This is a genomic window from Planctomycetota bacterium (genome assembly GCA_033763975.1).
In the GTDB taxonomy this organism is placed as follows: domain Bacteria; phylum Planctomycetota; class Phycisphaerae; order Phycisphaerales; family UBA1924; genus RI-211.
Genome location: JANRJM010000003.1, coordinates 50,677 through 74,708, shown reverse-complemented (window position 1 = coordinate 74,708; position 24,032 = coordinate 50,677). Strand labels below are relative to the sequence as shown.

Here is a 24,032-nt window from a genome sequence, read left to right as displayed (position 1 = left end):
CCTCAGGCCCCCGGCGCCGGGCTGCTGCTCTCGCGCACGACCAGGCTCGTGGGCAGTCGCACGCAGGTGGTCTCGGCTCCCGCGCTCTCCACCCGGCGCACGAGCAGGCGGATCGCCGCGGCGCCGACTTCCGCCATCGGCACGCGCACCGCCGACAGGCGCGGACGCAGCAGCGTCGTGAGGCGCGTGTCATCGAACCCGATCAGGCGCATGCGCTCGGGCACGCCGATCCCCGCGTCCGACGCGGCACGCATGATGCCGATGGCGATCTCGTCGTTCCCCGCCAGCACGCCCGTCAGCCCCTCCGGCCCCGCGCGTCCCAGCCCCTCCACCCACCGCCGCCCCCATTCCTCCGTGTACGCGCCGAAGGCCACCTGGTCGGCGCGGGGCGTGTGCCCGGCGCGCTCCAGCGCCTCCACGAACGCGCGGGCGCGCTGCTGCGTGTCGAAGTTCTCCTGGGGCCCGCCCACGAAGTACAGCCGGGCCGCGGGCGTCGAGCGCAGCAGGTGCTCCGCCGCCTCGCGCGTGCCGGGCACGTTGTCGATCACCACGCTGTCGATGCCCCGGTTCGCCAGGTCGGTGTCCAGGATCACCGTCGGCAGCATCATGTCCCGCGCCGCCCGCAGCACGTCGCCGTCCGATTCGGTGATCATCACCGCCAGCCCGTCGATCAGCCCGAACGCGAGCCCGCCCTGCCCGTTGGGACGCCCTCCGATCGAGTGCTCCGACGACACCAGCAGGCAGTACCCGAGCTTGCGCGCCTCGCCGTCGGCCCCGCGCAGCAGTTCCGAGTAGAACTCGCCGTGCAGGTCCGGCAGCGCGATCCCCAGCACGCGGCTCGCCCGCGTCACCAGCCCCTGCGCGAACGGGTTGGGCGCATACCCGATCTGCCGGATCACCGCCTGCACACGGGCCGCCGTCTTCGGCGAGACCAGGTGCGGGTTGTTCATCACGCGGCTCACCGTCGCGATCGACACCCGCGCCGCCGTCGCCACGTCGTGGATCGACACCGGGCCCCGCGGCGGCGGGTGGTCCGCCGCTTCGCCGTCGTCGGTGTCGCGTCTGGTGTTCGGCCTGGCCATGAAGGACTGATGGTACATGACCGGGTCCTCAGAGCAATGACTTGCGGGAAGTCGCCGGGGCCATTATGCTGAAAGCGTTTACACGACGCAACCCCGCTCGCCCGCCCCGCGCACCCCAGCCCAGGAGATCACCGTGCGCTCGATGCTCCGCCCAGCCCTCGTGCTCCTGGCGCCCTCGCTCGTGCTCGCCGCGGCGTGCGGAGAGCCCGCGTCCTCCGGCCCGGCACCCTCCGCCCCCGAGCCTTCTGCCCCCGCGCCCCAGCCTGCGCCGTCCACCAAGCCCGCCGATCTCGTGATCGCCGCCCCGGCCGACACGCCGCGCCCGCCGTTCGAGTTCGCGCCCGACGACGAGGCCTTCCTCGACGAGGTGCAGCGCAGCGCGTTCGACTTCTTCTGGAAGGCCGGGGACGCCTTCCCGCCCGCCGGCATGGCCCCCGACCGCACCAGCAAGCCCACCGTCAGCGTCGCCGGCGTGGGCTTCCAGTTGTCGGCCCTGTGCATCGGCGCCGAGCGCGGCTGGGTGACGCGCGACCAGGCGGCCGCCCGCGCCGAGAGCATCCTCCGCGCCCTCGCCGCCAACCCGGCCAACCGCAAGGGCGGGTTGTTCTACCACTTCATCGACCCCGCCACCGCCGGCCAGCCGACCGAGGCCTACGAGCACGTTGTCAGCACCATCGACTCCGCGCTCCTCTTCGCCGGCATCCTCACCGCCTCGCAGTACTTCGGCGGCCCCGTCCGCGAACTCGGCGACGCCCTCTTCCGCGACGCCGACTGGACCTTCTTCATCTCCGACGGCGAGGACCCGCTCGCCAAGGGCTACCTCTCCCTCGGCTGGAAGCCCGACGACATCGCCAGCCCCACGGGGCCGGGCAAGTTGCTCCCCTACGCCTGGATCGACAGCGGCGACGAGCACCGCCTCGTCACATTCCTCGCCGTCTGCGCGCCCGAAGAGGCGCGTCGCGTCGACCCGGCGCTCTACTACCGCCTGCGCCGCCAGCTCGGCGCGCACGGCGACACCGGCCCGATGGTCTGGTTCCCCTGGTCGGGCGCGCTCTTCACGAACTTCTTCGCGCACTGCTGGATCGACTACGCCGGCATGGGCCCCGACACGCCCCGCGCGTTCGGCATTCCCAATCGCTCGAGCGTTGACTGGTGGGAGAACAGCCGCCGCGCCGTCCGCCTCCACCGCCTGAAGGCCATCGAGAATCCCAAGAAGGTTCCCACCCTGGGCATCAACGCCTGGGGACTCACGGCGTCCGATGTCGAAGGCGGGTACGGCGTGCCGGGCGTCTTCCCCGAGCCCTTCCCCATGCCCGGCGCCATCCCGCAGATTGACTACCCCCTCTACGAGCCCACCGACAACTACGGCGACGGCACCATCGCGCCGTACGGCGCCGGCTCGTGCGTCATGTTCGAGCCCGACGCCGCCATCGCCGCGCTCCGCCATTACCGGGGCCTCACCGCGTCCGACGGCTCCCCGCTCGTCTGGCGCGACCCGGCCTCGGGCGGGTACGGCTTCCTCGACGCGTTCAACCTCGGCACCGGCTGGGTCGGCTCGGACTACCTCGCCATCGACCAGGGCCCGCTGCTGCTCGCCATCGAGAACGCCCGCTCGGGCCTCATCTGGCGCATCTTCCACGAGCACCCGTTCGTCAAGGACGGCTGCGCGCGCCTCAAGCTCGACCCCGCGCACGCCCGTCGCCCCACGCCCCCCTGATGCGCTCCGCGCCGGTACGCTGTCGATCCTCTCATGGCCAGCATCAGCATCCGCAACATCCGCAAGCTCTACGCCGGAAAGGTCGAGGCCGTCGCCGAGTTCTCGCTCGAGATCGCCGACGGCGAGTTCATCGTGCTCGTCGGGCCCTCGGGCTGCGGCAAGTCCACCGTCCTGCGCATGATCGCCGGGCTGGAGGACTGCTCCGCGGGCGACATCGCCATCGACGGGCGCGTCGTCACCGATGTCGAGCCCAAGGACCGCGACATCGCCATGGTCTTCCAGAACTACGCCCTCTACCCGCACATGACGGTCCGCAAGAACATGGGCTTCGCGCTGCGCCTGCGGGGCCTCTCGCGCGACGACGTCGACCGGCGCGTCCGACAGGTCGCCGACACGCTCGGCATCGCCGAGCTGCTCGACCGCCGCCCGGGCGAACTCTCCGGCGGGCAGCGCCAGCGCGTCGCCGTCGGGCGTGCGATCGTGCGCGAGCCCAAGGCGTTCCTGTTCGATGAGCCGCTCTCGAACCTCGACGCGCGCCTGCGCGTCCGCACCCGCGCCGAGCTGCGCTCGCTGCACCAGCGCCTCCGCACCACCTCGATCTACGTCACGCACGACCAGGAAGAGGCGATGACGCTCGGCGACCGCATCGTCGTCATGAGCAAGGGGCTCGTGCGCCAGGTCGGCACCCCGCTGGACGTGTACAACTTCCCCGGCGACCGCTTCGTCGCGGGGTTCGTCGGCACGCCCCCGATGAACTTCCTCGAGGGCACCCTCTCCCGCGGCGCGGGCGAACTCTGGTTCACCGAGCACGCCGCCGGCCCGCCCGCACAGGCCGACGCCCCGCCCGTGCGGCTGCGGGCGTCGCCCGCGCACGAGACGCACCTCGCCCCGCACGTCGGGAAGCCGGTCATTCTCGGACTTCGCCCTCAACTCTTCCGTCTGGACGCCGGCGCCGGCGCGCCAGACGCCGTTCGTCTCCCGGTGCGCGTCGTCGAGACGCTGGGGGATTGCATGGACATCCACTGCCGGCGTGCGGAACAAGGCCTGGTCGCGCGGGTGCCCGCCGGCCCGACGGTTCGGGCCGGCGACTTCGCGGCGCTCCTCCCCGACATGACGCACGCCCGCTGGTTCGAGCCCGGCGAGTTTGGTCGCGCGCTGGTGCAGGGTTGACGCGAAGGGCGGCAGGCCGCGTGTTCGGTTCGCCCGATGTTCGTGAGGATCGCGCGAGGAAAACCGCAAGAAATGGGCTTGACGCGGGGCGCAAAAACGAGACAATGAAAGCCTTTACATGATCCGCGACAGCGGGTCGGAGAGAGCCCGCGGCGTACCGGGAGCGTGTCCCGCCACGCGGATCGAGTTACGAAAGAAAGAGGAGACGAGACATGAAAGCAGTGGCAATGGGCGCGTCGGCATTCGTTCTGCTGATGGCCGCTGGCACCGCGGTCGCCCAGATCTCGAGCATCAACGCGCTGAACTTCAACGCGTACGAGAACTTCCGCAACCCCGGCTCCGTGCTCCCCAGCAACCTCTCGCTGAACGGGACCGCCATTCCCAACGCGTACAACCAGAACGTTCCCACCTCGCTCGGTGGCAACCACGTCGTCCGCGAGGTGTACGCGCAGGGCACCGGCGGGTTCGCCAACCGGCACGTCGCCTGGTTCAGCAACGACGGCGGCAACAGCCCCTACGCCCTCCAGGACGGCGAGTCCTTCCGCGCCAGCGCCTGCTTCACCATCGACCTCCCCTCCGGCTACCCCAGCGGCATCGGCGCCTCGCACAACAGCGAGACCGGCTTCTGGATCAACAACCCCCGCGTCAACGAGCAGGGCGTCTCCTTCATCGATGAAGGCGGCGTGTGGCTCATCACCAACGGCACCTCCTTCAGCGGCGGCGCCGGCATGGACTTCAACCTCTTCGGCGAGGGCGGCTTCCCCAACCCCAACAGCCCCCCGATCGTCTTCCCCGGTGACACCATCGAAGTCGCCTACGAGTACTTCTACCCGCAGGCCCCCGGCGCCCGCGCCCGCTACCGCGCCACCGTCAACAACATCACCCGCGGCATCTTCATGGACTCCGGCTACAAGAACTTCAACCCCATCCCCGGCAGCAACGAGGTCGGCCTCAACCCCGGCGCTACCTTCGGCTTCCGCGTGCAGAACCAGATCTTCCCCCTCATCGAGACCGACATCTCCACCAACATCTTCAACGTCAACATCGTTCCGGCTCCCGGCGCCGCGGCCCTCCTCGGGCTCGGCGGGCTCGTCGCCCTCCGCCGTCGCCGCTGATCACCCCCGGTTCGAATGACTCCTCGCGCCGGCCCCTCTCCGGGGGCCGGCGTTTTTTTCTCTCTGCACTTGTTCCGTGTTCTCGCAGCCCTTGACAGCCAACCCGCGGATAGAGACCATGGAAGCGTTTACATCCGGCCCCCCGCGCTCCGCACTCGCCGCGCCGGACAGGACCCAGGCCATGCTCGCCAACCAGTTCGGTCACTTCGATTCCTCCGGCCGACGCTTCGTCATCACCGACCCGGCCACGCCCATGCCCTGGGTCAACGTCATCTGCAACGGCCGCTACGGGCTCGTCATCAGCCAGAACGGCGGCGGCTTCTCCTGGTTCGACGACGCCCAGCACAACGTCCTCTCCCGCTGGGAGATGGACCTCGTCCGCGACGTCTCCGGCAAGTTCCTCTACATCTCCGACCTCGACTCCGGCGCCATCTGGTCCGTCGCCCCCGCGCCCTGCTCCACACGCCACGACGCCTACCTCTGCACCCACGAGCCCGGCCTCACCACCTTCACCACCGCGGCTCACTCCATCCGCGCCGTCTGGTCTCTCGCCGTCGCGCCTGATGACCCCGTCGAGGTCTGGAACGTCACCCTCACCAACCTCGGCGACCGCCCCCGGCACTTGCGCCTGTCGTCCTACTTCGAGTGGTGCTGCGGCGTCGCGCCCGACACCAAGCGCGAGTTCCACCGCCTCTTCCTCTCCACCCGCTACGACTCCGGCCGGGCCGCCATCCTCGCCACCAAGACGATGTGGGACATCCCCGATCGCACCGAGAAGGACCACTGGAACCGCGAGTGGCCCTACGTGGCGGCCCACGCCATCTGCAACGCGCCCTTCTCCCGCCGCTTCGCCATCGCCGACAAGGCCCTGTTCATCGGGCGCCGCGGATCGACCGCCGCCCCCGTCGCGCTCCGCGCCGACGTGCCCGAGCGCGCCGGCTTCGGCCGCTTCGGCGACGCCTGCGCCGCGCTGGGGGGCGATCTCACGCTCGAGCCGGGACGATCCGTCTCGTTCCAGTACCTGCTCGCCATCGCGCCCGACGAGCCCGGCGTGCTCGCGCTCGTCGACCGCTTCTCGGGGGCCAAGGCAGCGCAGGATGTCCCGCGGGCCGCGTCCGACGCATGGCAGACGCGACTCGCGCCCGCGCGCGTCGAGTCCGCCCGCCCGGACTTCGACCTCATGAACTCCACGTGGCTGCCCTACCAGGCCATCAGCGGGCGGCTGTGGGGGCGCACCGGCTACTACCAGCAGTCCGGCGCCCGTGGCTTTCGCGATCAACTCCAGGACAGCCAGGTCTGGCTTCCCATGGAGCCCTCGCGCACGCTCGATCAACTGTTGCTGCACGCCACCCGCCAGTTCGCCGACGGCACCGTCAACCACTGGTGGCACGCCCTCGCCGACTTCGGCAACCACACCGCGTGCAGCGACGACTACCTCTGGCTCGCCTTCGTCACCGCGTCGTACCTGCGCGAGACCGGCGACTTCGCCGCGCTCGAGCGCACCGCGCCCTTCCGCGACGACCCCGCGCCCGCCACGCTCCTCGAGCACTGCCGGCGCGCGATCGCCCGCACCACGCAGCGCCTCAGCCCGCGGGGCCTCCCCCTCATCGGGTCGTGCGACTGGAACGACGGGCTCTCCGCGATGGGCGTCGACGGCAAGGGCGAGAGCGTCTGGCTCGGCTTCTTCTTCTGCACCATCCTCCGCGAGTGGGAACGCATCTACACCGAACTCGGACGCCCGAACGACGCCCAGGAATGCTCGGTCCGGCGCGTCGCCATGGCCAACGCCATCAATCAGCACGCCTGGGACGGCGCGTGGTACCGCTACGGCACGAAGGACAGCGGCGAGTGGATCGGCTCCGCCGATTGCACCGAAGGACGCATCCATCTCAACGCCCAGACCTGGGCCATTCTCTCCGGCGTCGCCACCCCCGAGCGCGCCAAGATCGCGTGGGAATCGGTCCGCAAGCACCTGCTCTCGCCCTTCGGCCCGCTCCTGCTCGCCCCCGCGTACGTGACGCCCGACCCCACCATCGGCTACATCACGCGCTACGCCCCGGGCTGTCGCGAGAACGGCGGGGTGTACATGCACGCCGCCACCTGGGCCCTGTGGACCGCGGCCCACGTCGGCGACGTCGCCTCGGTCGCGCGCATCTGGGACAGCATCTCGCCCCCGTGGCGCGGCCAGCGCGCCGACGAGTACTGGGCAGAGCCCTACGTCGTCCCGGGAAATGTGGACGGCCCGGCGTCGGACCTTCCCGGGCGCGCCGGCTGGACCTGGTACACCGGCAGCGCCGCCTGGCTGCAGCGCATCTGCTTCGAGTCGGTGCTCGGCGTCCGCCCGACGTGGGACGGCCTGACGATCGACCCGTCGCCCATCCCCGAGCTCGGCGACGTCCGTTTCACACGCCTGTGGCGCGGCGTGCCCATCACGGTGCGGTTCAACGCGATGGACTTCCTTCCGGGACGGCGCGCCCGTCTCGTGGTGAACGGCCAGCCGCACGAGGGCCTGGTCCTGTCCGCCGCCGACGTGCGGGACGCCGGCGCCGACGGCATCGATGTCGAGGTACGCTGGAGCGGAGCGACCGCCGCCCAGCCCGCGTCCGCACTTTCCGGAGAACTCAGGCCATGAACGAGCACACTCCCCTGCGTCGCGTCCGGGCCGCACGCCGCCGTGCGTTCACCCTCATCGAGCTCCTGGTCGTCATCGCGATCATCGCCCTGCTCATCAGCCTGCTGCTCCCTTCGCTGGGCAACGCCCGGCGCACCGCCTGGACCGTCGTTTGCCAGAGCAACCTCCGCCAGATCGGCATCGCCACCCAGGGCTACCTCGACGACCAGCGTGATCCGCAGTTTCTGAACCTGCAGGGTGGCCCGTTCCCGCAGTTCTTCTACCACGTCGGTGTCGTCGACACGCTCCAGCCCTACATGTCGTACGGCGGGAACAAACCGTTCGATTGCCCCGGCGCGAAAGGACGCTCGAGCGTCCGCGACCCGATCAACATCGCGTACCTGCAGTCGGGCCTGCGCATCTTCACGCTCCCGCTGCTGGATCCCACCGCGCCGGTCGAGAAGTACACCGAGTACTTCTTCAACGATTCGATCGTGCCCGACCCTTCCGCGGCGAACAACCAGCTCTTCCGCTATCCGTGGGGCGTGTCGAAGCAGAAGATCCGCCTCATCCGCAACCCGCAGTGGGTGGTGTGGGCCACCGACGCGCTCGACGAGTACCCCCGCCACGCCGCGAAGGGGAACAACGGCACCACCAACGCGGGCAAGAACAACTTCCTCTTCGGCGACAACGCCGTCAAACTCATCGACTACGTGGACTATCAGGAAGGCACCGACCCCGCGGGCGCGCCCGCGCCGTTCTACAACTGGGGACATCTGTACTATCGCTGATCGCCAATCTCCGGAGGTCGCATGTTCAACAAGATCCGCGATCTGCTCGACAAGGCTCCCTGGCTGGGGTGGGTCTTCGCCGCGGTCCTGCTCGCCGTGAGCGTGGTGATCTACCAGCGCGGGCAGGGCGGCACTGATCCGTACAGCCCCGAGCGCATGCGCGAGACGGTGACGATCCGTTTCACCGACACCGAGGACGAGATCGAGATGACCCGCGGGCAGATGGACAAGGAACTGCGCCAGCGCGGGGCGAGCCTCAACCCCAACGAGGGCATCATCAACCCCAAGACCGGCAAGCCGACGGGGTTCCTGTTCAACAAGGCCGAGTGGGAGCAGATGATCACCCGCATCAACGCCGAGAAGGCCGCCGTCCGCAGCGCCGCGGCTGGCAGAGAATCCGCGAAGAAGCCCTCCGTGGCGCCGCGCCAGGAGGTCTCGCCCGAAGAGGCGGCCAAGCTCCTCGAGGCCGCCAAGCAGCAAGAGAAGAAGTAGCCGCCGCATGACGAGCGCGGGCGAGATCACGCGACGGGGCGCGCTGGGCCTCATGGCCGCGGGCGGCGCGGGCTTTCTGGTCTTCGGCCCGCGGGGCCAGCGCGCCGACACGCGCGGGCGCATCGTCCTGGACTACTGGGAGAAGTGGACCCGCCACGAGGGCGACGCGATGATGCGCGTCGTCGACGCGTTCAACCAGTCGCAGTCGCGCATCTTCGTCCGCTACCTCATCACCGCCGACATCGGCCAGAAGTCCCTCGTCGCCATCGCCGGCGGCGCGCCCCCGGACCTCATCGGGCTCTACGCCTACAACGTCCCCCCCTACGCCGAGAGCAACGCGCTGATGTCATTCGACGACCTCGCCCCCGCGTTCGGCCTTTCGCTCGGGCAGTACGCCCCGGGCGTGCGCCAGGTGATGCAGCACCGGGGGCGATGGTGGGCGAGCGTCAACACCGCCGGCTCGGTCGCGCTCTATTACAACAAGCGCGCCTTCCGCGAGGTCGGCCTCGACCCCGATCGCCCGCCGACGACCCTCCCCGAACTCGACGACGCGCACCGGCGGCTCGTGAAGGCCCGCGACAAAGGCCCGCTCGAACGCGTCGGGTTCTTCCACCCCGAGCCCGGCTGGTGGAGCTGGCTCTGGGCGTACCACTTCGGCGGGTCGATCTACGACGCGCAGGCCGACCGCTCGCTGGTCGACTCTCCCGAGAACCACGCCGCCATGGCCTGGATGCAGTCGTACGCGCGCGACCTGGGCCCCGACCGCTGCAAGGCGTTCAAGGAGTCCTTCGGCAACTACTTCACCCCCGAGAACCCGTTCCTCACCGGCAAGGTCGCGATGATCATCCAGGGCCCGTGGCTGGCGAACCTCGTCACCGCGTTCGCGCCCGATTTCGACTACGGCGTCGCGCCCTTCCCCGTCGCGCCGGGCCTCTCTGACCCCGCGGCCCCCGTCGGGCTCATCGACACCGACGTCCTCGTCATCCCCCGCGGCGCACGCCACCCCGAGGCCAGCATGGAGTTCGTCGCCTGGACCCAGCGCCAGGACATGACCGAACTGCTCGCGAGCGCTCACTGCAAGCCCAGCCCGCTCGCCTCCACCAGCCCCGCCTTCCGCGCGACCCACCCGAACCGCGGCATCGGCGTGCACTACGACATCTTCCAGAGCCCGCGCGCGTTCGTGCCTCCCCAGACCCGCGCGTGGCAGCAGTTCAAGGACGAGGTCGACACCATGGTGCAGCGTCTGTGGCGTCTGGAGGTCTCGCCCGAGGCCGCCCTGCCGCCCCTGGAGCGCCGCACGCAGGGGTTCATCGACCGGGCCGCCGAGGAACGCCGCCGGCGCGGGGGCGCGTCATGACCGCCCCGCGCGCGCGTGCCGCCCGCCGCGACCGGCGCGCGATCCTCACGGGCCTGGCCTGGACCAGCCCCTGGCTGTTCGGCGCGTCGCTGTTCATGTTCCTGCCGATGGCGCTGAGCCTGTGGTACTCGTTCACCGACTACCCGCTCATCGAGGAGCCGATCTGGACGGGCACGAGCAACTACGCCCGCATGCCCGATGATCCCACGTTCCGGCGCGTGGTGTGGAACACCGCCGTCTACAGCGCGATCTCGATCCCCGCGTGCACGGTGCTGAGCCTCGTCCTCGCCGCGCTGCTCAGCATGCGCATCCGGCTGGCGCGGTTCTTCCAGGCGTGCATCTTCGTGCCGACGCTCGTCCCGCTCGTGGCCTCGGCGATGGTCTGGATGTGGCTGTTCAACGGCGAGTTCGGGCTCATCAACCGGCTGCTCGCGCTGGTGGGCGTCCGCGGGCCCACGTGGCTGGTGGATCAGCAGTGGGTGCTGCCCAGCCTGGTCGTCATGAGCCTGTGGAGCGTGGGGCAGTCGGTGGTCATCTACATCGCGGCCATCCACGAGGTGCCCCGCCAGCTCTACGAGGCCGCCGTGCTCGACGGCATGTCGCCCCTGCGGCGCTTCTTCCACGTCACGCTCCCGATGATCTCGCCGGCGATCCTCTTCAACGTGATCGTCATGCTCATCAACACCGTGCAGATCTTCGCGGTGCCGTACGTGATGTTCAAACGCCCCGACGGGCAGAACCCCGCCGGGCACTTCTACACGATGTACCTCTACGAGAACGCGTTCGTCTACGGGCAGATGGGGTACGCGTGCGCGATGGCGTGGCTCCAGCTGCTCGTCATCCTCGCGCTCACCGCCGTCATGTTCATCGGCGGGCGCCGCCTCGTGTACTATCGGGGGGGCTGATCCGCATGACCACCGACGCACCCCGCTCGCCCGTCGCCCACGCCCTGCTGTACGTGCTGCTCGCGAGCGTCGCGCTCACGTTCGTCATGCCCCTGGTCTGGATGATCGCGACATCGGTGAAGCCCGAGTCCCAGGCCGCCTCGCAGCGCATCACGCTGCTGCCCGATCCCGCCTCGTCGCTGCCCGGGGTGGCGCAGGAGAACTACGCCCGCGTCTGGAACGATCGCGCCGTCGAGTTCCCGCTCTACCTCCGCAACACGCTCATCGTCGCCGTGCTCTCGGTGGTCGGCATGACGTTCAGCAGCGCCGCCGTCGCGTACGGCCTTTCGCGCGTCCGCTGGCGCGGGCGCGGCGCGGTCATGGCCCTCGTCCTCGCCACCATGATGATCCCTTTCCCCGTCATCATGGCCCCGCTCTACGTCGTCTTCCGGGGCATCGATCAGACCATGGAGTCCGTCGGGCTGCTCCCGCGCTTCGAGAGCCTCCGCATGATCGGCTCGCTCAAGCCCCTGTGGGTGCCCGCGTGGTTCGGCGGCGCGTTCAACATCTTCCTGCTCCGCCAGTTCTACATGGGCCTGCCGCGCGAACTCGACGAGGCCGCCCGTATCGACGGATGCTCGCACTGGCGCATCTTCTGGACGATCATCCTCCCGCTGAGCCGCCCGGCGCTCGCGGTGGTCGCCCTGTTTCATTTCATCTACGTGTGGAACGACTTCGTCGGCCCGCTCATCTTCCTGACCGACCGCGACCAGTTCACGCTGGCGCTGGGCCTGCAGTTGTACCAGGGGCAGGCCGGCAACACCCCGTGGAATCTCTTGATGGCCGCGAGCACGCTCGTGGTGGCACCCGTGCTGCTGCTGTTCATGGTGACGCAGCGGACGCTGGTGGGGGGGATCGCGTCCGCGGGTCTCAAGGACTGAAGCGCGATGTTCTGGGACCCGCTGGAATTGCCTTGACGGCGCCGCGACATCGGGTTAGGTTGAAAACGTTTTCGGCTCCGCCGTGGCGCGCCGGCGTCGCTGGCCGCGTCATCATCCATCCGTGACTCTGTCCTGTTCCCCGGAGGGTTCAATGAAGTTCGCCGTCGCCTTCTGTGCCGGGCTCGCCCTGGCGTCCGCCGCGTCCGCCCAGACCTCCGAACTCCGCAACCCGGGCTTCGAGTTCCCCTGCGGCATCTGCAACAACGCCCCCTTCGCCGAGGGCTGGGCCAGCCCGGGCAACAGCACCCTCGCGCGCCGCCGCTGGATCGGCGATGGCCAGACCCCCGAGTTCTTCCCCGTCGGCACGCCCAACGCCCTCACGCCCCGCACCGGCGAGTCCGTCATCTCCATCAGCACCACCGGCTCGGGGTTCTACGGCGTCACCACCGACTCCGTGAACTTCTGCGCCTGCCGCCCCGAGTGCCAGACGTGCGACCTCGTGTGCGCCCTCCAGCCCGCCCCGTGCTCCACCGCTCCCTTCTACGACCCCGTCTGGGACATCAACGGCGGCGACGTCGTCGTCACCGGCTGGTACATGATCCCCGAGAACGACCCCATCGTGAACGACCTCGCCGGCATCAAGCTCAACATCAAGACCCTCAACCAGGACGTCGCCACCCTCGACCTCAACGAGGGGCCCGGCGGCATCCAGGGCCACACCAACGGGCAGTGGACCCTCTACACCGTCGTCTTCTCTCGCGATGAGATCATCAACGAGTACGAATGCAACACCGGCGCCCGCCCCGACTGCGGCTGCGGTTGCGTCCCCGCCAGCCCGCTCCCCAACCGCGTCAAGATCGTCATCGGCCGCTTCAACTACACCGAGAATCCCGGCCAGACCCCCGGCTCGGGCACCATCTACTGGGACGACATCGTCTACACCCAGCTCCCCCGCGTCACGCCCTGCGACCCCGACTTCAACCAGGACGGCAACGTCGATCAGGACGACATCGCCTGCCTCGCGCAGGTCGTCGCGGGCGATCCCGCCTGCTCCGCCGTTGACCCCGACTTCAACCGCGACGGCAACGTCGATCAGGACGACATCGCCGCCCTCGAGCAGGTCGTCGCCGGCGCCCCCTGCCCGTGAGTCTGTTCGAGCCCGAACGAGCCCGAAGCGCCAGCGAGGGTTCTGCTTCCCCGCTTCTCTTCCGAACCTGATTAGGCACCAACGCCCCGGCCATGAACGCCGGGGCGTTTTCGTTCCATGCAAGCCTCGACGCCCTCACCGCCCGGTGAGCTCCGCGCCCTCGCGCCGGCGCAACCAGTTGGCGAGCGCTGCCGCATCGCGCGCATCGACCACGCCGTCCGCGTTCAGATCCGTCGGCAGCGCCTGCTGCGCGTACAGGTCGTCGATGGTGACCGCGCCGTCGCCGGTGCGATCGACCGGGCACATCTCGATCGTCGAATAGGGCGTCGCCAGCACACGCTCGACGAATCCCGGCCCCGTGAACCCCGGCTCGATGAGCCCCGCGAGCGCCAGCCCGCCCATCGCGACATCCGGCAGCCCCGCGCTGTTCGGGTTGTACGACGGATCGACGTCCGAACGCCGGTACAGGATCGTCGCCCCGGTGCGGAACGTCTGCCGCGCGCCCGCGCGGTACGCGTGGTACGCCTGCGCCGCGGGCGTGGCGTCGCCGAGCGCCGCGAGGCCCGCGAGGGCCGTCAGCGTCGTGACATCGCCCGGATGGTGCGCGAACGAATCGGCGTTGTACCCGCCCCAGTCGGCGCGGGTCGTGCCCGCCGAGAACACGGTCATGAGCCGGGGAGCGTTGTCGTCGGTCCAGGCGGCGCTCGACCACCGGATGTTCGCCACCTGCGTGCGCCACGCCGCGTTGGCGCGATAGTCGGCCATCAGCAGCGCCGGGTACACGCTGGTGAACGCGCTCTGGAACCCGCCCCACGCGTTGCCCGTGATCGGAAACCCCGCGAGGTGCACGCCGACCGGCCAGCGCGAGCGATCCAGCCACGCGCCCCGCGCCGTCACCGACGGCGGCCCGCCGTACACGCCCGCCTGGTCCACGAACAGCAGCCCTTCGTGGTACGCCCCCAGCGCGCTCCCGCCGACGGCACCGCCGCCCGACTGCCCCTTCAGGAACATCGCGTACGACCCGCTCTGGATGTACGAATCCCAGTTGCGCACGCGGAAGATGATCCGCTGGGCCGCGAGCACGATCTGCGGATCGTCCGGGTAGTACGCCGCGGCCCGCGCCGCCGCCGCCACGATCTTCATCGTGCTCATCGTCGCGAACTCGGGGTCCCAGCCGGACTTCACCCCGCCCGTCGCGGGGTCGATCCAGTGCCGGAAGATCCCGTCGCTCGTGCGCGAGGGCCCAACGCCCGAGAGCCCCGCGTACCGCGACAGCACCGTGCGGATGTCGCCCTGCGCGTTCGGGTCGTCCAGCACAGCATCGCCCGCGAGCAGCAGCAGCACCGTCCACGCCGCCCCGTCGGGCGTCGCCGGATGGAACCGCGCCGCGCCCGGCGTGGTGTCCGCGTCGATCACCCACCCCGCGGGCTCGCCGTCGGGCGAGATCAGCCCGCGCGCGAACCGCACCTGCTCCGCCAGTTCGTCGCGCATCCACGCGTCGAAGGTGAGCCACGGGTCGCCCGCGTCCGACACGAACGCCGCATCCTCCGAGAGCCCGACGACCAGGCGCCCGTCGCCCAACGGGGCGATGCTGTGCCAGAGTTCGCCCGGCCCGCTCGCGTACGCCTGCGGCGATACGGGCGTCGCCGAGTACGCCGCCGTCGCACCGATGCGATCGATCCGCGAGCCGCCGCTCGCGTCGCCGGTCAGGATGTACAGCCCGCGCGCCCCGCTCCCGCCGTACGTCTCGCCCCACGCGAGCCCGCGGATGTCGGGCGCGCCGGCGAGCAGCGTCCACGCCGGCGGCGTGCCGAAGTTCGCCGGGATCGGCGCGCGGAAGATCCCGTTCGCGTTCGCCGCGAAGATCGTGCCCGTCACGCGATCAATCGCGATGCCGCGGATCGCCCCGCCGACCGGCAGCGTCCACGTCGCGAGCAGCGACCCGGTGAGCGCGCCCGAGCCCGCGACGTACACGCGCACCTGCCCCCCGCCCGCGTGCGAACCCACGAACAGCAGCCCCGCGTGGTGCGCCGCCGCGAGGCGCGAGACCTGGTCCCCGCGATCAAAGAGGTCTGCCCGCGCGAAGAGCGACAGCGCGCCGCTCGCCAGGTCGTAGCGCACGATGCCGTCGCTGCCCAGGCCATCGCCGGGGAGCGTGTCGTCGTGCACCAGCACGAAGACCTGCTTGCCCGAGGCGCTCACGGCGACCGCGCCGGGCCCGTCCGGCCCGCCGTCCAGCGCCATCCACGGCATGAGCGCGAGCAACTCGGCGCGCGTGATGGTGCGCAGCACCGTCCCGCGGAAATCCATGATCTCGACGCGATCGGCGAAGGTGTCGCCCGCCGCCACGAACCCGCCCAGCGCCGCGGCGCCCACCGCCGCCGTGTCGTCACTCCCCGCCACGCTCAGCGGCGTGAACACCGGCTGCGCCAGGGCCGTGCCGCACACGACGCACGCCCACGCCGCGGCCCGAGCCGCTCGGCGCGCGGTGAGAGAGTCCGAGAACGGGTTGGCCCGGCGCGCGTCACGCATGCGTCCTGGCACTGTACCACGCGCCCCGCGCACGGTTCCCTTTTTTGGTGCAGCGTCGAGCGTGCCAAAGGCCCTGAACGGAGCGGGCGCTCGACAAAGCGGGCGAGGGGATTCGAACCCCTGACGTACAGCTTGGAAGGCTGTCACTCTACCACTGAGTTACGCCCGCGAACTCACGATTCTACGCGGTGGCGTGCGGCGGGCGCGGCCCGATCTGCTCCAACGCCGCCCGCGCCACCTGGTTCACCCCGTACCCGCTGTTCGCCGCCAGCCGGATCAGCGGCACGCCCGCGCCGCGGCAGACGTCCGCCACCTCGCCGTGATGGTGGTTCGTGTACCCGTGCGCGAGGAGCACCGCGTTCACCGATCCCGACCGGATCGACGCCTCGACGCGCGAGACCGGGAACTTGTGGTCCTTGATCTCGGGCCACTCGCACGCCGCCAGGCCGAACGCCTCGATGTAATCCTCGCGCATCGACGCGTTGGGGTTCCCGCACAGCACCAGCAGTCGCGCGCCCTCGAGAACCCCCCGCGCGCGGGGCACCTCGCTCGACCACGTCCGCCGGTCCTCGGCCTCGCTCGGCTGCTCGCGCCGTGTGGCGCACGCCAGCACCCCCGCGAGCGCCGGGCCGGGCTCGAACCCCTCCGGGAGCGTCACGTCCGCGAACCAGGCCGCCACATCGCGCTCGCGCTGCCCGAGTTCGCGCAGCGCGGCGACACAGGCGTCGATCGTCCGCCAGTGGCGCAGTCGCTCCTGCGCGTCCGGCTCGTCGGCCGCGCGCCCCAGTTCGTACCGCAGCTTGTTCGTCTTGATGCGGATCTGCTTGGGTACCTCGACGCGCGCCCTCCAGGCCTCCAGCTCGCGCTCGATGCCCTCGCGCACCAGCGGCGCCTGCTCGGGCGGGGCCACGTCGTCGCGGCGCATGTACCTGTGCACCAGCACGCGGCAGGCGTGCTCGCCCGTCTGGAAGCGCAGCCAGCGAAAGACGCCGAACTGGTCGGCGTCGACCTCGTGGTCCGCGTCGTCAAGGAAGTTCTTCACCGCCGACTGCGCCTGCGCGATGAGTGCGAACGCGTGCTCCAGCCCGTTGCCCGCGCGGAGTTGGTCGTGCTTCTCGAGAAATCCCGCGAGGTCCGCCGCCGCCGCCAGCGCGTCGTAGCAGGCGCCGGCGCTCGCCGCCCGCGCCCGCAGGCTCTCGGACACCGCCTGGAACATCCAGCGCCCGTCGTCCTGCGCGCCCGCGTCGTGCATCGTCGCCAGCCGGTCGCGCAGGCCCGCCGCCGATCCGCCCGCCGCCACCAGCCGGCACGCTTCGCTCTTCAGCCTCGCCCGCGTCGCGACGCGCGCCAGATCAACCCGCGGCGCATCGGAGCCCGCGCCGTCCATCCGATCGCCCCGCGACGGCACGCTCACCACCGGCGGCTCGTCCCACGAATCCCGCGGCACGACCTTCTCGACCTGGTTCCCCTTGCTCACCACCTCCGCCCGCGCATCGCCCAGGCGAAGTTCGTGCACCACTCGCGGCCCGTGCCGCGCACCCTCGCGCACGCCCGCGTCGCCCGGCAAGGGCCCCGCGCCAGACCCCCCGCGATCCGGCCCACCCGGCCTCACGTCGCGCGACTCGGCCCCGCCGTCCGCCCCGCGCGCCGAGGTTTCGGCAGTCCCGGCGGTCGCGGCCATCCCGCCGATCGACGCGCGCGCCGACGATGTGCCGTCAGAGACCTCGGCGGGCGGCGCGTTGAGTACTTCGCGCAGCAGGCCGACCAGCGCCGCGCGAACCGCCGCGTCCGAGCGAGCCGCCGCACGCAGCGCCTCGATCATCGCCACCAACGCCGCCCTGGATTCCTCAGCCCCGGTCATCGACACGTCCCACCTTCACGCAACGCAGCGCCAGGAACATCGGGATCTCCCGGCGCGCACGATTTTCTTCCGCCGCCCGCGGGCCCGGCTGGCTCACCCGCAGGCTCGCCCACTCTTCTAGTGATTCCACGAGCAGCCCGGCGTCCGCGAACGCGCGCACGTACGACTGGACGGGGCGGTGATACGTGACCGTCGTCACCGCCGTCGCCCCGTGCGCCGCGGCACCGGGGTTCATCACGATCGCCTTCTGCCCGGGCGTCAGATACCCGTCCACGCGGCGGAACTGGCGGAACACCGGCGCACCCGCCGGGCGCGCCCGCACGCCGAACGACGCCGCCCCGCGCGGCCCGTCCCGCACGGGCGCTCCCGCCCGCGCCGGCCCCAGCGGCGCCCGCATGCCCAGCACCGGGCGCCCGCCCAGCGTCATCACCCGCGCCCCGCCGCCGCGAACGCCGAACTTCGCGCCCGTCAGTCGGACCTGGTGCCCCCCGAGTGACACCGGCTGCCCCGCACGCCCCGCCTCTGGTCCGCCCCCGCTCGCGCCCGTGCCGGCGCCCGCGCCGCTGCCGGTTTCCCACGCCCAACTCGTCTGCCCGGGCGCGCGGAACGCCGGGTGCAGCACCACGCCCACGAACGCCCCGCCCGGTCGCAGCATCGCCGCCACGCCCTGCGCCACCGGGCTCAGCGGGTCGATGTTCATCAGCGCCATCACGCAGCACGCCTGGTCGAACGTCTCCCGCGCGTCGCTCCCCAGCGCGGCTTCCAACTCCCGCGCGTCGCCCACCACGTACCGCGGCTCGGGCGTCCCCGCCCCCGCGCCGCGCCCGGCGCCCAGCCGACGCGCCGCCTCGACCAGTTTCTCCGACGCGTCCACGCCCACGACCTGCGCGCCCAGCCCCGCCAGCGCGCGGCACAGCACGCCCTGCCCGCACGCCACGTCCAGCACCCGCGACCCCGGCCCGGGCGACAGCAGCCGCAGCGCCCCGGGCACGATCACCTGCTCGTGATGATCGCTCCCGCGTGATTCCAGCAACTGGTCGTACCACGACGCCACGTGATCCCACGACGACTCGCGCGCCGACCGACCCGCGCGCGCTTCGCCCTCGTCGGGCGTCGCGGTGGGCCCCGGCGCGGAGCGATCGCCTTTCGGCGCTGTACTCGCCGCCTGCCCCGTCCGTTCGCCGCCGGCAGCCGCTGTCACGCCCTCGCTCGCTGATCGCACGAGCTCCGCGCCGCCGTCGCCCGTGCGGCCCGCACGCTCAGACTTGCGAGCCTCGCGCCCCACCAGCCCGAAGAACGACCCCGGCGTCGGGCTCACGAACCGCACCGTCTGCCCGTCGCGGGGCCTGGCGAACCCCAGTTCGAACGCGTGCAGGCATACCCGCCCCAACGGGTCTTGCGTGCAGCCGTACCGACGGTCGCCGACGATCACCCGGCCGACCGACGCCAGGTGCGCCCGGATCTGGTGCTTGCGCCCGGTCTCGAGCCGCACCTGCAGCAGACTGCGTCCGGACCCCACGCGCTGCGCCTGCCAGTGCGTCACCGCGAGCTTGGCCCCGCCGCCCCCGTCGTCGTCTTCCACGCCCGCGCCCCGCGGCGCATCGCCCGGGCTCGACACGCTCCGCACGACGCCCCGCTCGTCCTCGTACAGGAAACTCTGGATCGTCCCGCCCGGCGACTGCGCCGCGCGCCGCCGCTTCGCCCGCGCGCCGCCGCTCTCCGCCGACGTGCCTTCCTCCGCCGGCGCATCGGCCCCGCCCGTGTCGCCCGGCACGAACGACTCGATCTCCCCCTCGACGACCGCGGCGTACAGCCGGTGCACCCGCTTGGCGCGGAACTCTTCCTTCAGCCAGTGGAACGCCTTCTCGGTCTTGGCAAACACCAGCAGCCCCGACGCTTCCTTGTCGAGCCGATGGATCACCCACACCCGCGTGCCGCGCCGGCGAACCTTGTCGCGCACATACCCCTTGATCTCGTCGAACACGCTGGGCGTTCGCAGCCCCGGGGGCGACACCGTCGCCAGCCCGGCCGGCTTGTCCACCACCAGCACGTCCTCGTCCTCGTGCACCACCCGGATCCCGCCGTGCAGCCACGTCTCGCGCGCCGGCGCGCCCGGCTCCGCACCGCCGTCGTTGCGCTCGCCCGCCGCAGCGGCGGCGTCCGTCCGGCCCGGCTTGGCCGCCCGATCCGGTTTCCCCGCACGTCCCGGCTTGCCAATCCTCGCAGGCGCCGCCCCGGCGAACGGGCGAGCCCGTGCCGCGCCGGGCGACTTCTGCCCGCCCGCCGCGGGCCGCTCTCCAGCCCCCGCGTACCCGGGCGGCGTGCGCGCGGGGCCGCCGCCCGTCTTCCCGCCCGCGCGTCGTGCCCGGTCTTTCACCGGCGCACCCGCTTCGCGATGAGATCCAGCAGCCAGGGCGCGAACTCGTGCTTGGTCATGCGGGCCGGGGTGCGGTCTTCGCCCCCCCCGGCGTACATCACGACCGCCTCGACGTCCGCGCTGTCCATCGTTTCCAGCGGGTTTCCGACCACCATGTCGACGCGCTTGCGCTCGAGCTTGGCGCGGGCCGATTCGAGCAGTTCCTCGCGCGGCTCCAGGGCGAACCCCACCAGCATCTGCCCGGCCCGCCTGGTCGAGGCGACCTCCGCCAGCAGATCCGGGGTCGGTTCCAGTTCCAGACGGAGGTTCTCGCTTGTCCGCCGGAACTTCCCCCCGAAGAACATCGGATCGACCTTCGGGCGATAGTCCGCCACCGCCGCCGCCATCACCAGCACGTCCGCGTCCGCGACGTGCGTCCGAAGCAACGCCTGGAGGTCCGCGCAGGTGCGAAACCGCACGACCGTCACCGCCGGGTCCGTCGGCAGCACCGTCGCCGGGCCCATGAGCAGCGTGACGCGCCACCCCCGGCGGGCGGCGTCGGTCGCGAGGGCCGTGCCCATGCGCCCAGACGAGCGATTCCCGAGGAATCGCACCCCGTCGATGGGCTCGTGCGTCGGGCCGGCGGTAATCAGGATGCGGATCGGGTCGGGCGGGGTATCGGGCTGCATGATGGAAGTGCGTGGTGAACGCGGGGCGTCGTGCCCCGTCCGTGCCGTCTTGACGCGGTCTGAACCCGCCGGAGCGGCTCGGCGTAGGTCCATGGTACGCCGATCGGGTACCATATCGATCCCGTCGACGCCTCCACCGTGTCCGCGGGAACGTCCGGCCGCTGTCCCGAGCCCACGCTCGACGGCGCGCCACCCGGGCGCTGTCGGTCTGTCCGTTCGCAACCACCGGCCGGTTCGCCGGGTGTGCCCCCGCGCGGGGTGAAAAGGGAATCATGGCTCGATCGAGAAAGCGACTCGGTGAGATCCTCGTCGGATGGGGCGTCGTGACGCAGGAGCAGGCCGACAAGGCCGCCGCTGTCGCCAAGGGCGCGGGCAAGCGCATGGGCGAGGCCCTCGTCGACATGGGCGCCGCCAAGGAAGATCAGGTTGCCAAGGCCCTCGCCAACCAGTTCGGCATGGAGTACGTCGACCTGGCGGCCAACGGCGTGGCCGACCGCATCGACCTCAAGCTCATCCCCGACGATCTCGTGAAGAAGCACCAGGTCCTTCCCTTCGGGCGCACCGGCAACCGGATGCAGCTCCTCGTCCACGACCCGATGCACCTGGAACTGTTCGACCTCCTGCGCTTCCGCCTGAACGTCGAGCTCGACCTGAAGCTCACCAGCCGCGCCCAGATCAAGAAGTACCTCGACGCCGCCGCCTCGGGCACCGCGCGCAAGTTCGGGCAGGGCGAGAGCCTCGTCACCGAGTCCATCGACAAGTCTGTGGACAAGTCCGTCGACCGCTCGCTGGACAAGTCCATCGACGTCACCGACGACGACGCGCCGATCGTGAAGCTGTGCAACCGCATCATCGCCGAGGCCGTCCGCTCGCGCGCCAGCGATATCCACATCGAGCCGATGGGCGACCGTGTGCGCCTCCGCTACCGCATCGACGGCGTGTGCATCGAGCGCGACAACCTGCCCAAGCGCATGCAGAACGCCCTGCTCTCGCGATTCAAGCTCATGTCGGGCGTGAACATCGCCGAGAAGCGCGTCCCCCAGGACGGACGCATCAAGTTCACCGTCGACGACACGTCGATCGACTTCCGTGTCTCGGCCTGCCCGGCGTATCACGGCGAGTCCATCGTTCTGCGCATTCTGCGCCCCGACAGCGTCCGCATCGGGCTGCCCAACCTCGGCTTCGAGCCCGACAACCTCGCCATCTTCAACCGCATCATCCGGCGCCCCAACGGCATCTTCCTCGTCACCGGGCCCACCGGCTCGGGCAAGACCACCACCCTCTACTCCGCCCTCGACGTCCTCAACCGCCCCGACAAGAAGATCATCACCGCCGAGGACCCCGTCGAGTACAACTTCGAGGGCATCAACCAGTGCCAGGTGCGCGAGCACATCGGGCTCTCGTTCACCGCCATCCTCCGCTCGATGCTCCGCCAGGCGCCCAACATCATCCTGGTGGGCGAAATCCGCGACAAGGAAGTCGCCGAGATCGCCGTTCAGGCGGCCCTGACCGGGCACCTGGTCTTCTCGACCCTGCACACCAACGACGCGCCCAGCGCCATCACGCGACTCATCGACATCGGCGTGAAGCCGTTCCTCGTCGCGTCGTCCATCCAGGCCGTCATGGCCCAGCGCCTGATCCGCCTGCTGTGCAAGGAATGCAAGCGGGTGGCCAACCCCGACGAACTCGATCACAAGTACCTGAACCTGACGGGCATCACCCTCGACGAGGCCGTCGGCAAGGTGCACCGCCCCGTCGGCTGCGGGCACTGCAACAGCACAGGCTACCGCGGGCGCCAGGCCATCTTCGAGATGATGGTCATGAACACCCAGATCCGCGAGCTCGCCTTCAACCTCGCGCCCATCTCCGACATCCGGCGCGCCGCCATCGCCAACGGCATGCGCACCCTCGTCGAGGACGGCAAGATCAAGATCCTCAAGGGCGCCACCACCGCCGACGAGATCGCCCGCTCCACCCAGGTTGACCTCGAAACCGCCGACAAGGCCTAGCCACCACCAGTCGCCCCCGTCCCGCCCGCACCCCCGGAGTTGACCGTCCATGTCCACGATGCAGATCGACCGCCTGCTCGACACTGTCGTCAAGCTGGGCGCTTCCGACCTTCACCTCACCGTCGGGCGACAGCCCACCCTCCGCCTCCACGGCAACCTCCGGTCCCTGCAGACCAAGACGCTCGAGTCCGACGACATGGTCTCGCTCATGAAGGCCATCACGCCCGAGCGCAACCAGCAGGAACTCCAGGAAGAGGGCGGCACCGACTTCGGCTTCGCCTACGGCGACGCGGCACGCTTCCGCGTCTCGGTCTTCCGCCAGCGCGGCGACCTCGCCATCGTCTGCCGCCAGATCCCCAGCCGCCTCCTCACCTTCGAGCAGATCGGCCTGCCGGACGTCTGCCGCGAACTCATCCGCCGCCCCCGCGGGATGTTCCTGGTCACCGGGCCCACCGGCTCGGGCAAGACCACGACCCTCGCGACCATGATCGACTACATCAACACGAACATGGACCGGCACATCGTCACGATGGAAGACCCCATCGAGTACTACCACCTGCACAAGAAATCCATTGTGAACCAGCGGGAAGTCGGCAACGACGTGCCCAGTTTCGCCGAGGCCCTCCGCCGCTCGCTCCGTCAGGACCCGGACGTGATCCTGGTCGGCGAAATGCGCGACCTGGAGACGATCGAGTCCGCCGTTCGCGCCGCCGAGACGGGCCACCTGGTCTTCGCAACGCTGCACACCACCGGGGCCGCGAAGACCATCGACCGCGTCGTCGACGCCTTCCCCGTCACCCAGCAGAACCAGATCCGCGTGCAGCTCTCGACGGCGCTGCTGTGCGTGCTGAGCCAGGCGCTGCTCACGCGTGTGGATACCACGGGCATGGTGGCGGCGTACGAGTTCCTGGTAGTTACCCCTGCCATCTCGAACCTGATCCGCGAGGCGAAAACGTTCCGCATCGATTCGATGATCCAGACCGGCAAGAAGTTCGGCATGCAGTTGCTGGACGATCACCTGTGGTCGCTGTACACCCGCGGGATGATCTCGCCGGAAGAGATGATCGACGTGAGCAAAAACCCGGCTGAGCTAACGGCCCGGATCCACCGTCTGGGCCGAACGGTGGGTCGGATGGAGTGGGACGAGGAGACGGAAGAGCCGCCGAAGGCGGGTGGTTGACCGCGTAGTTGCGTCAATAACCGTTTGAGACAACCGTTCAAAGCGCGAAAAGCGTTTGGATCGACAGAACCGGCCCGATATGCTGGCCGAAAGGACGC

Annotated in this window: 17 protein-coding genes and 1 tRNA gene; 12 read left to right on the top strand and 6 right to left on the bottom strand. The window is 70.5% G+C overall.

The window, feature by feature from the left end; translation table 11 throughout:
• Positions 1–2: 2 nt before the first annotated feature.
• Complete coding sequence (locus tag SFY69_02660) at positions 3–1,082, bottom strand: LacI family DNA-binding transcriptional regulator (protein MDX2130937.1); 1,080 nt, start codon at positions 1,080–1,082, stop codon at positions 3–5.
• Between the two features lie 142 nt (positions 1,083–1,224).
• On the opposite strand from SFY69_02660, the gene SFY69_02655 reads away from it, so the two are divergent.
• From SFY69_02655 to SFY69_02610, 10 genes are all read left to right on the top strand, one after another.
• On the top strand, positions 1,225–2,799 hold the full coding sequence (locus SFY69_02655) for a glucoamylase family protein (GenBank protein MDX2130936.1): 1,575 nt from the start codon (positions 1,225–1,227) through the stop codon (positions 2,797–2,799).
• A 33-nt stretch (positions 2,800–2,832) separates the two neighbouring features.
• Entirely contained in the window at positions 2,833–3,969 is a 1,137-nt protein-coding gene (gene ugpC / locus SFY69_02650; GenBank protein MDX2130935.1) for a sn-glycerol-3-phosphate ABC transporter ATP-binding protein UgpC, read from the top strand.
• A gap of 212 nt (positions 3,970–4,181) precedes the next feature.
• Positions 4,182–5,084 carry a hypothetical protein gene (locus SFY69_02645; protein ID MDX2130934.1) on the top strand — a complete coding sequence of 301 codons (903 nt, stop codon included), beginning with the start codon at positions 4,182–4,184 and terminating at the stop codon, positions 5,082–5,084.
• 118 nt (positions 5,085–5,202) lie between these two features.
• A complete protein-coding gene (locus tag SFY69_02640) occupies positions 5,203–7,716 on the top strand; it encodes a glycosyl transferase family 36 (GenBank protein MDX2130933.1) in 2,514 nt (837 codons plus the stop codon).
• Positions 7,713–8,486, top strand: coding sequence for a prepilin-type N-terminal cleavage/methylation domain-containing protein (locus SFY69_02635; GenBank protein MDX2130932.1), 774 nt, complete (start codon positions 7,713–7,715; stop codon positions 8,484–8,486). The genes SFY69_02640 and SFY69_02635 overlap by 4 nt, the downstream gene beginning before the upstream one ends.
• A 21-nt stretch (positions 8,487–8,507) precedes the next feature.
• Positions 8,508–8,978, top strand: coding sequence for a hypothetical protein (locus SFY69_02630; GenBank protein ID MDX2130931.1), 471 nt, complete (start codon positions 8,508–8,510; stop codon positions 8,976–8,978).
• Positions 8,979–8,985: 7 nt separating this feature from the next.
• The gene (locus SFY69_02625) at positions 8,986–10,335 is read left to right on the top strand and encodes an ABC transporter substrate-binding protein (protein MDX2130930.1); all 1,350 of its coding nucleotides are present in this window, start codon (positions 8,986–8,988) and stop codon (positions 10,333–10,335) included.
• Positions 10,332–11,240, top strand: coding sequence for a sugar ABC transporter permease (locus SFY69_02620; protein ID MDX2130929.1), 909 nt, complete (start codon positions 10,332–10,334; stop codon positions 11,238–11,240). The genes SFY69_02625 and SFY69_02620 overlap by 4 nt, the downstream gene beginning before the upstream one ends.
• Before the next feature lie 5 nt (positions 11,241–11,245).
• Entirely contained in the window at positions 11,246–12,160 is a 915-nt protein-coding gene (locus tag SFY69_02615; GenBank protein ID MDX2130928.1) for a carbohydrate ABC transporter permease, read from the top strand.
• A gap of 151 nt (positions 12,161–12,311) precedes the next feature.
• Positions 12,312–13,307, top strand: a complete 996-nt coding sequence (locus tag SFY69_02610; protein ID MDX2130927.1) for a hypothetical protein — start codon at positions 12,312–12,314, stop codon at positions 13,305–13,307.
• A gap of 135 nt (positions 13,308–13,442) precedes the next feature.
• Here SFY69_02610 and SFY69_02605 read toward each other — a convergent pair whose 3' ends face one another.
• From SFY69_02605 to SFY69_02585, 5 genes are all read right to left on the bottom strand, one after another.
• Positions 13,443–15,839, bottom strand: a complete 2,397-nt coding sequence (locus tag SFY69_02605; protein ID MDX2130926.1) for a hypothetical protein — start codon at positions 15,837–15,839, stop codon at positions 13,443–13,445.
• A 97-nt stretch (positions 15,840–15,936) separates the two neighbouring features.
• Positions 15,937–16,008: transfer RNA gene (locus tag SFY69_02600), tRNA-Gly, on the bottom strand.
• 12 nt (positions 16,009–16,020) lie between these two features.
• Positions 16,021–17,700 carry a hypothetical protein gene (locus SFY69_02595; GenBank protein MDX2130925.1) on the bottom strand — a complete coding sequence of 560 codons (1,680 nt, stop codon included), beginning with the start codon at positions 17,698–17,700 and terminating at the stop codon, positions 16,021–16,023.
• Positions 17,687–20,077: a pseudouridine synthase gene (locus tag SFY69_02590; GenBank protein MDX2130924.1), complete on the bottom strand. Its 2,391-nt coding sequence runs from the start codon at positions 20,075–20,077 to the stop codon at positions 17,687–17,689. Before SFY69_02590 ends, SFY69_02595 begins: the two co-directional genes overlap by 14 nt.
• Positions 20,074–20,745 carry a phosphopantothenoylcysteine decarboxylase gene (locus SFY69_02585; protein ID MDX2130923.1) on the bottom strand — a complete coding sequence of 224 codons (672 nt, stop codon included), beginning with the start codon at positions 20,743–20,745 and terminating at the stop codon, positions 20,074–20,076. Before SFY69_02585 ends, SFY69_02590 begins: the two co-directional genes overlap by 4 nt.
• Positions 20,746–21,017: 272 nt before the next feature.
• Here SFY69_02585 and SFY69_02580 point away from each other — a divergent pair, with 272 nt between their 5' ends.
• Together SFY69_02580 and SFY69_02575 are read left to right on the top strand one after the other, a co-directional pair.
• The gene (locus tag SFY69_02580) at positions 21,018–22,754 is read left to right on the top strand and encodes an ATPase, T2SS/T4P/T4SS family (GenBank protein ID MDX2130922.1); all 1,737 of its coding nucleotides are present in this window, start codon (positions 21,018–21,020) and stop codon (positions 22,752–22,754) included.
• Positions 22,755–22,803: 49 nt separating this feature from the next.
• Positions 22,804–23,934, top strand: a complete 1,131-nt coding sequence (locus tag SFY69_02575; GenBank protein ID MDX2130921.1) for a type IV pilus twitching motility protein PilT — start codon at positions 22,804–22,806, stop codon at positions 23,932–23,934.
• Positions 23,935–24,032 lie beyond the last annotated feature (98 nt).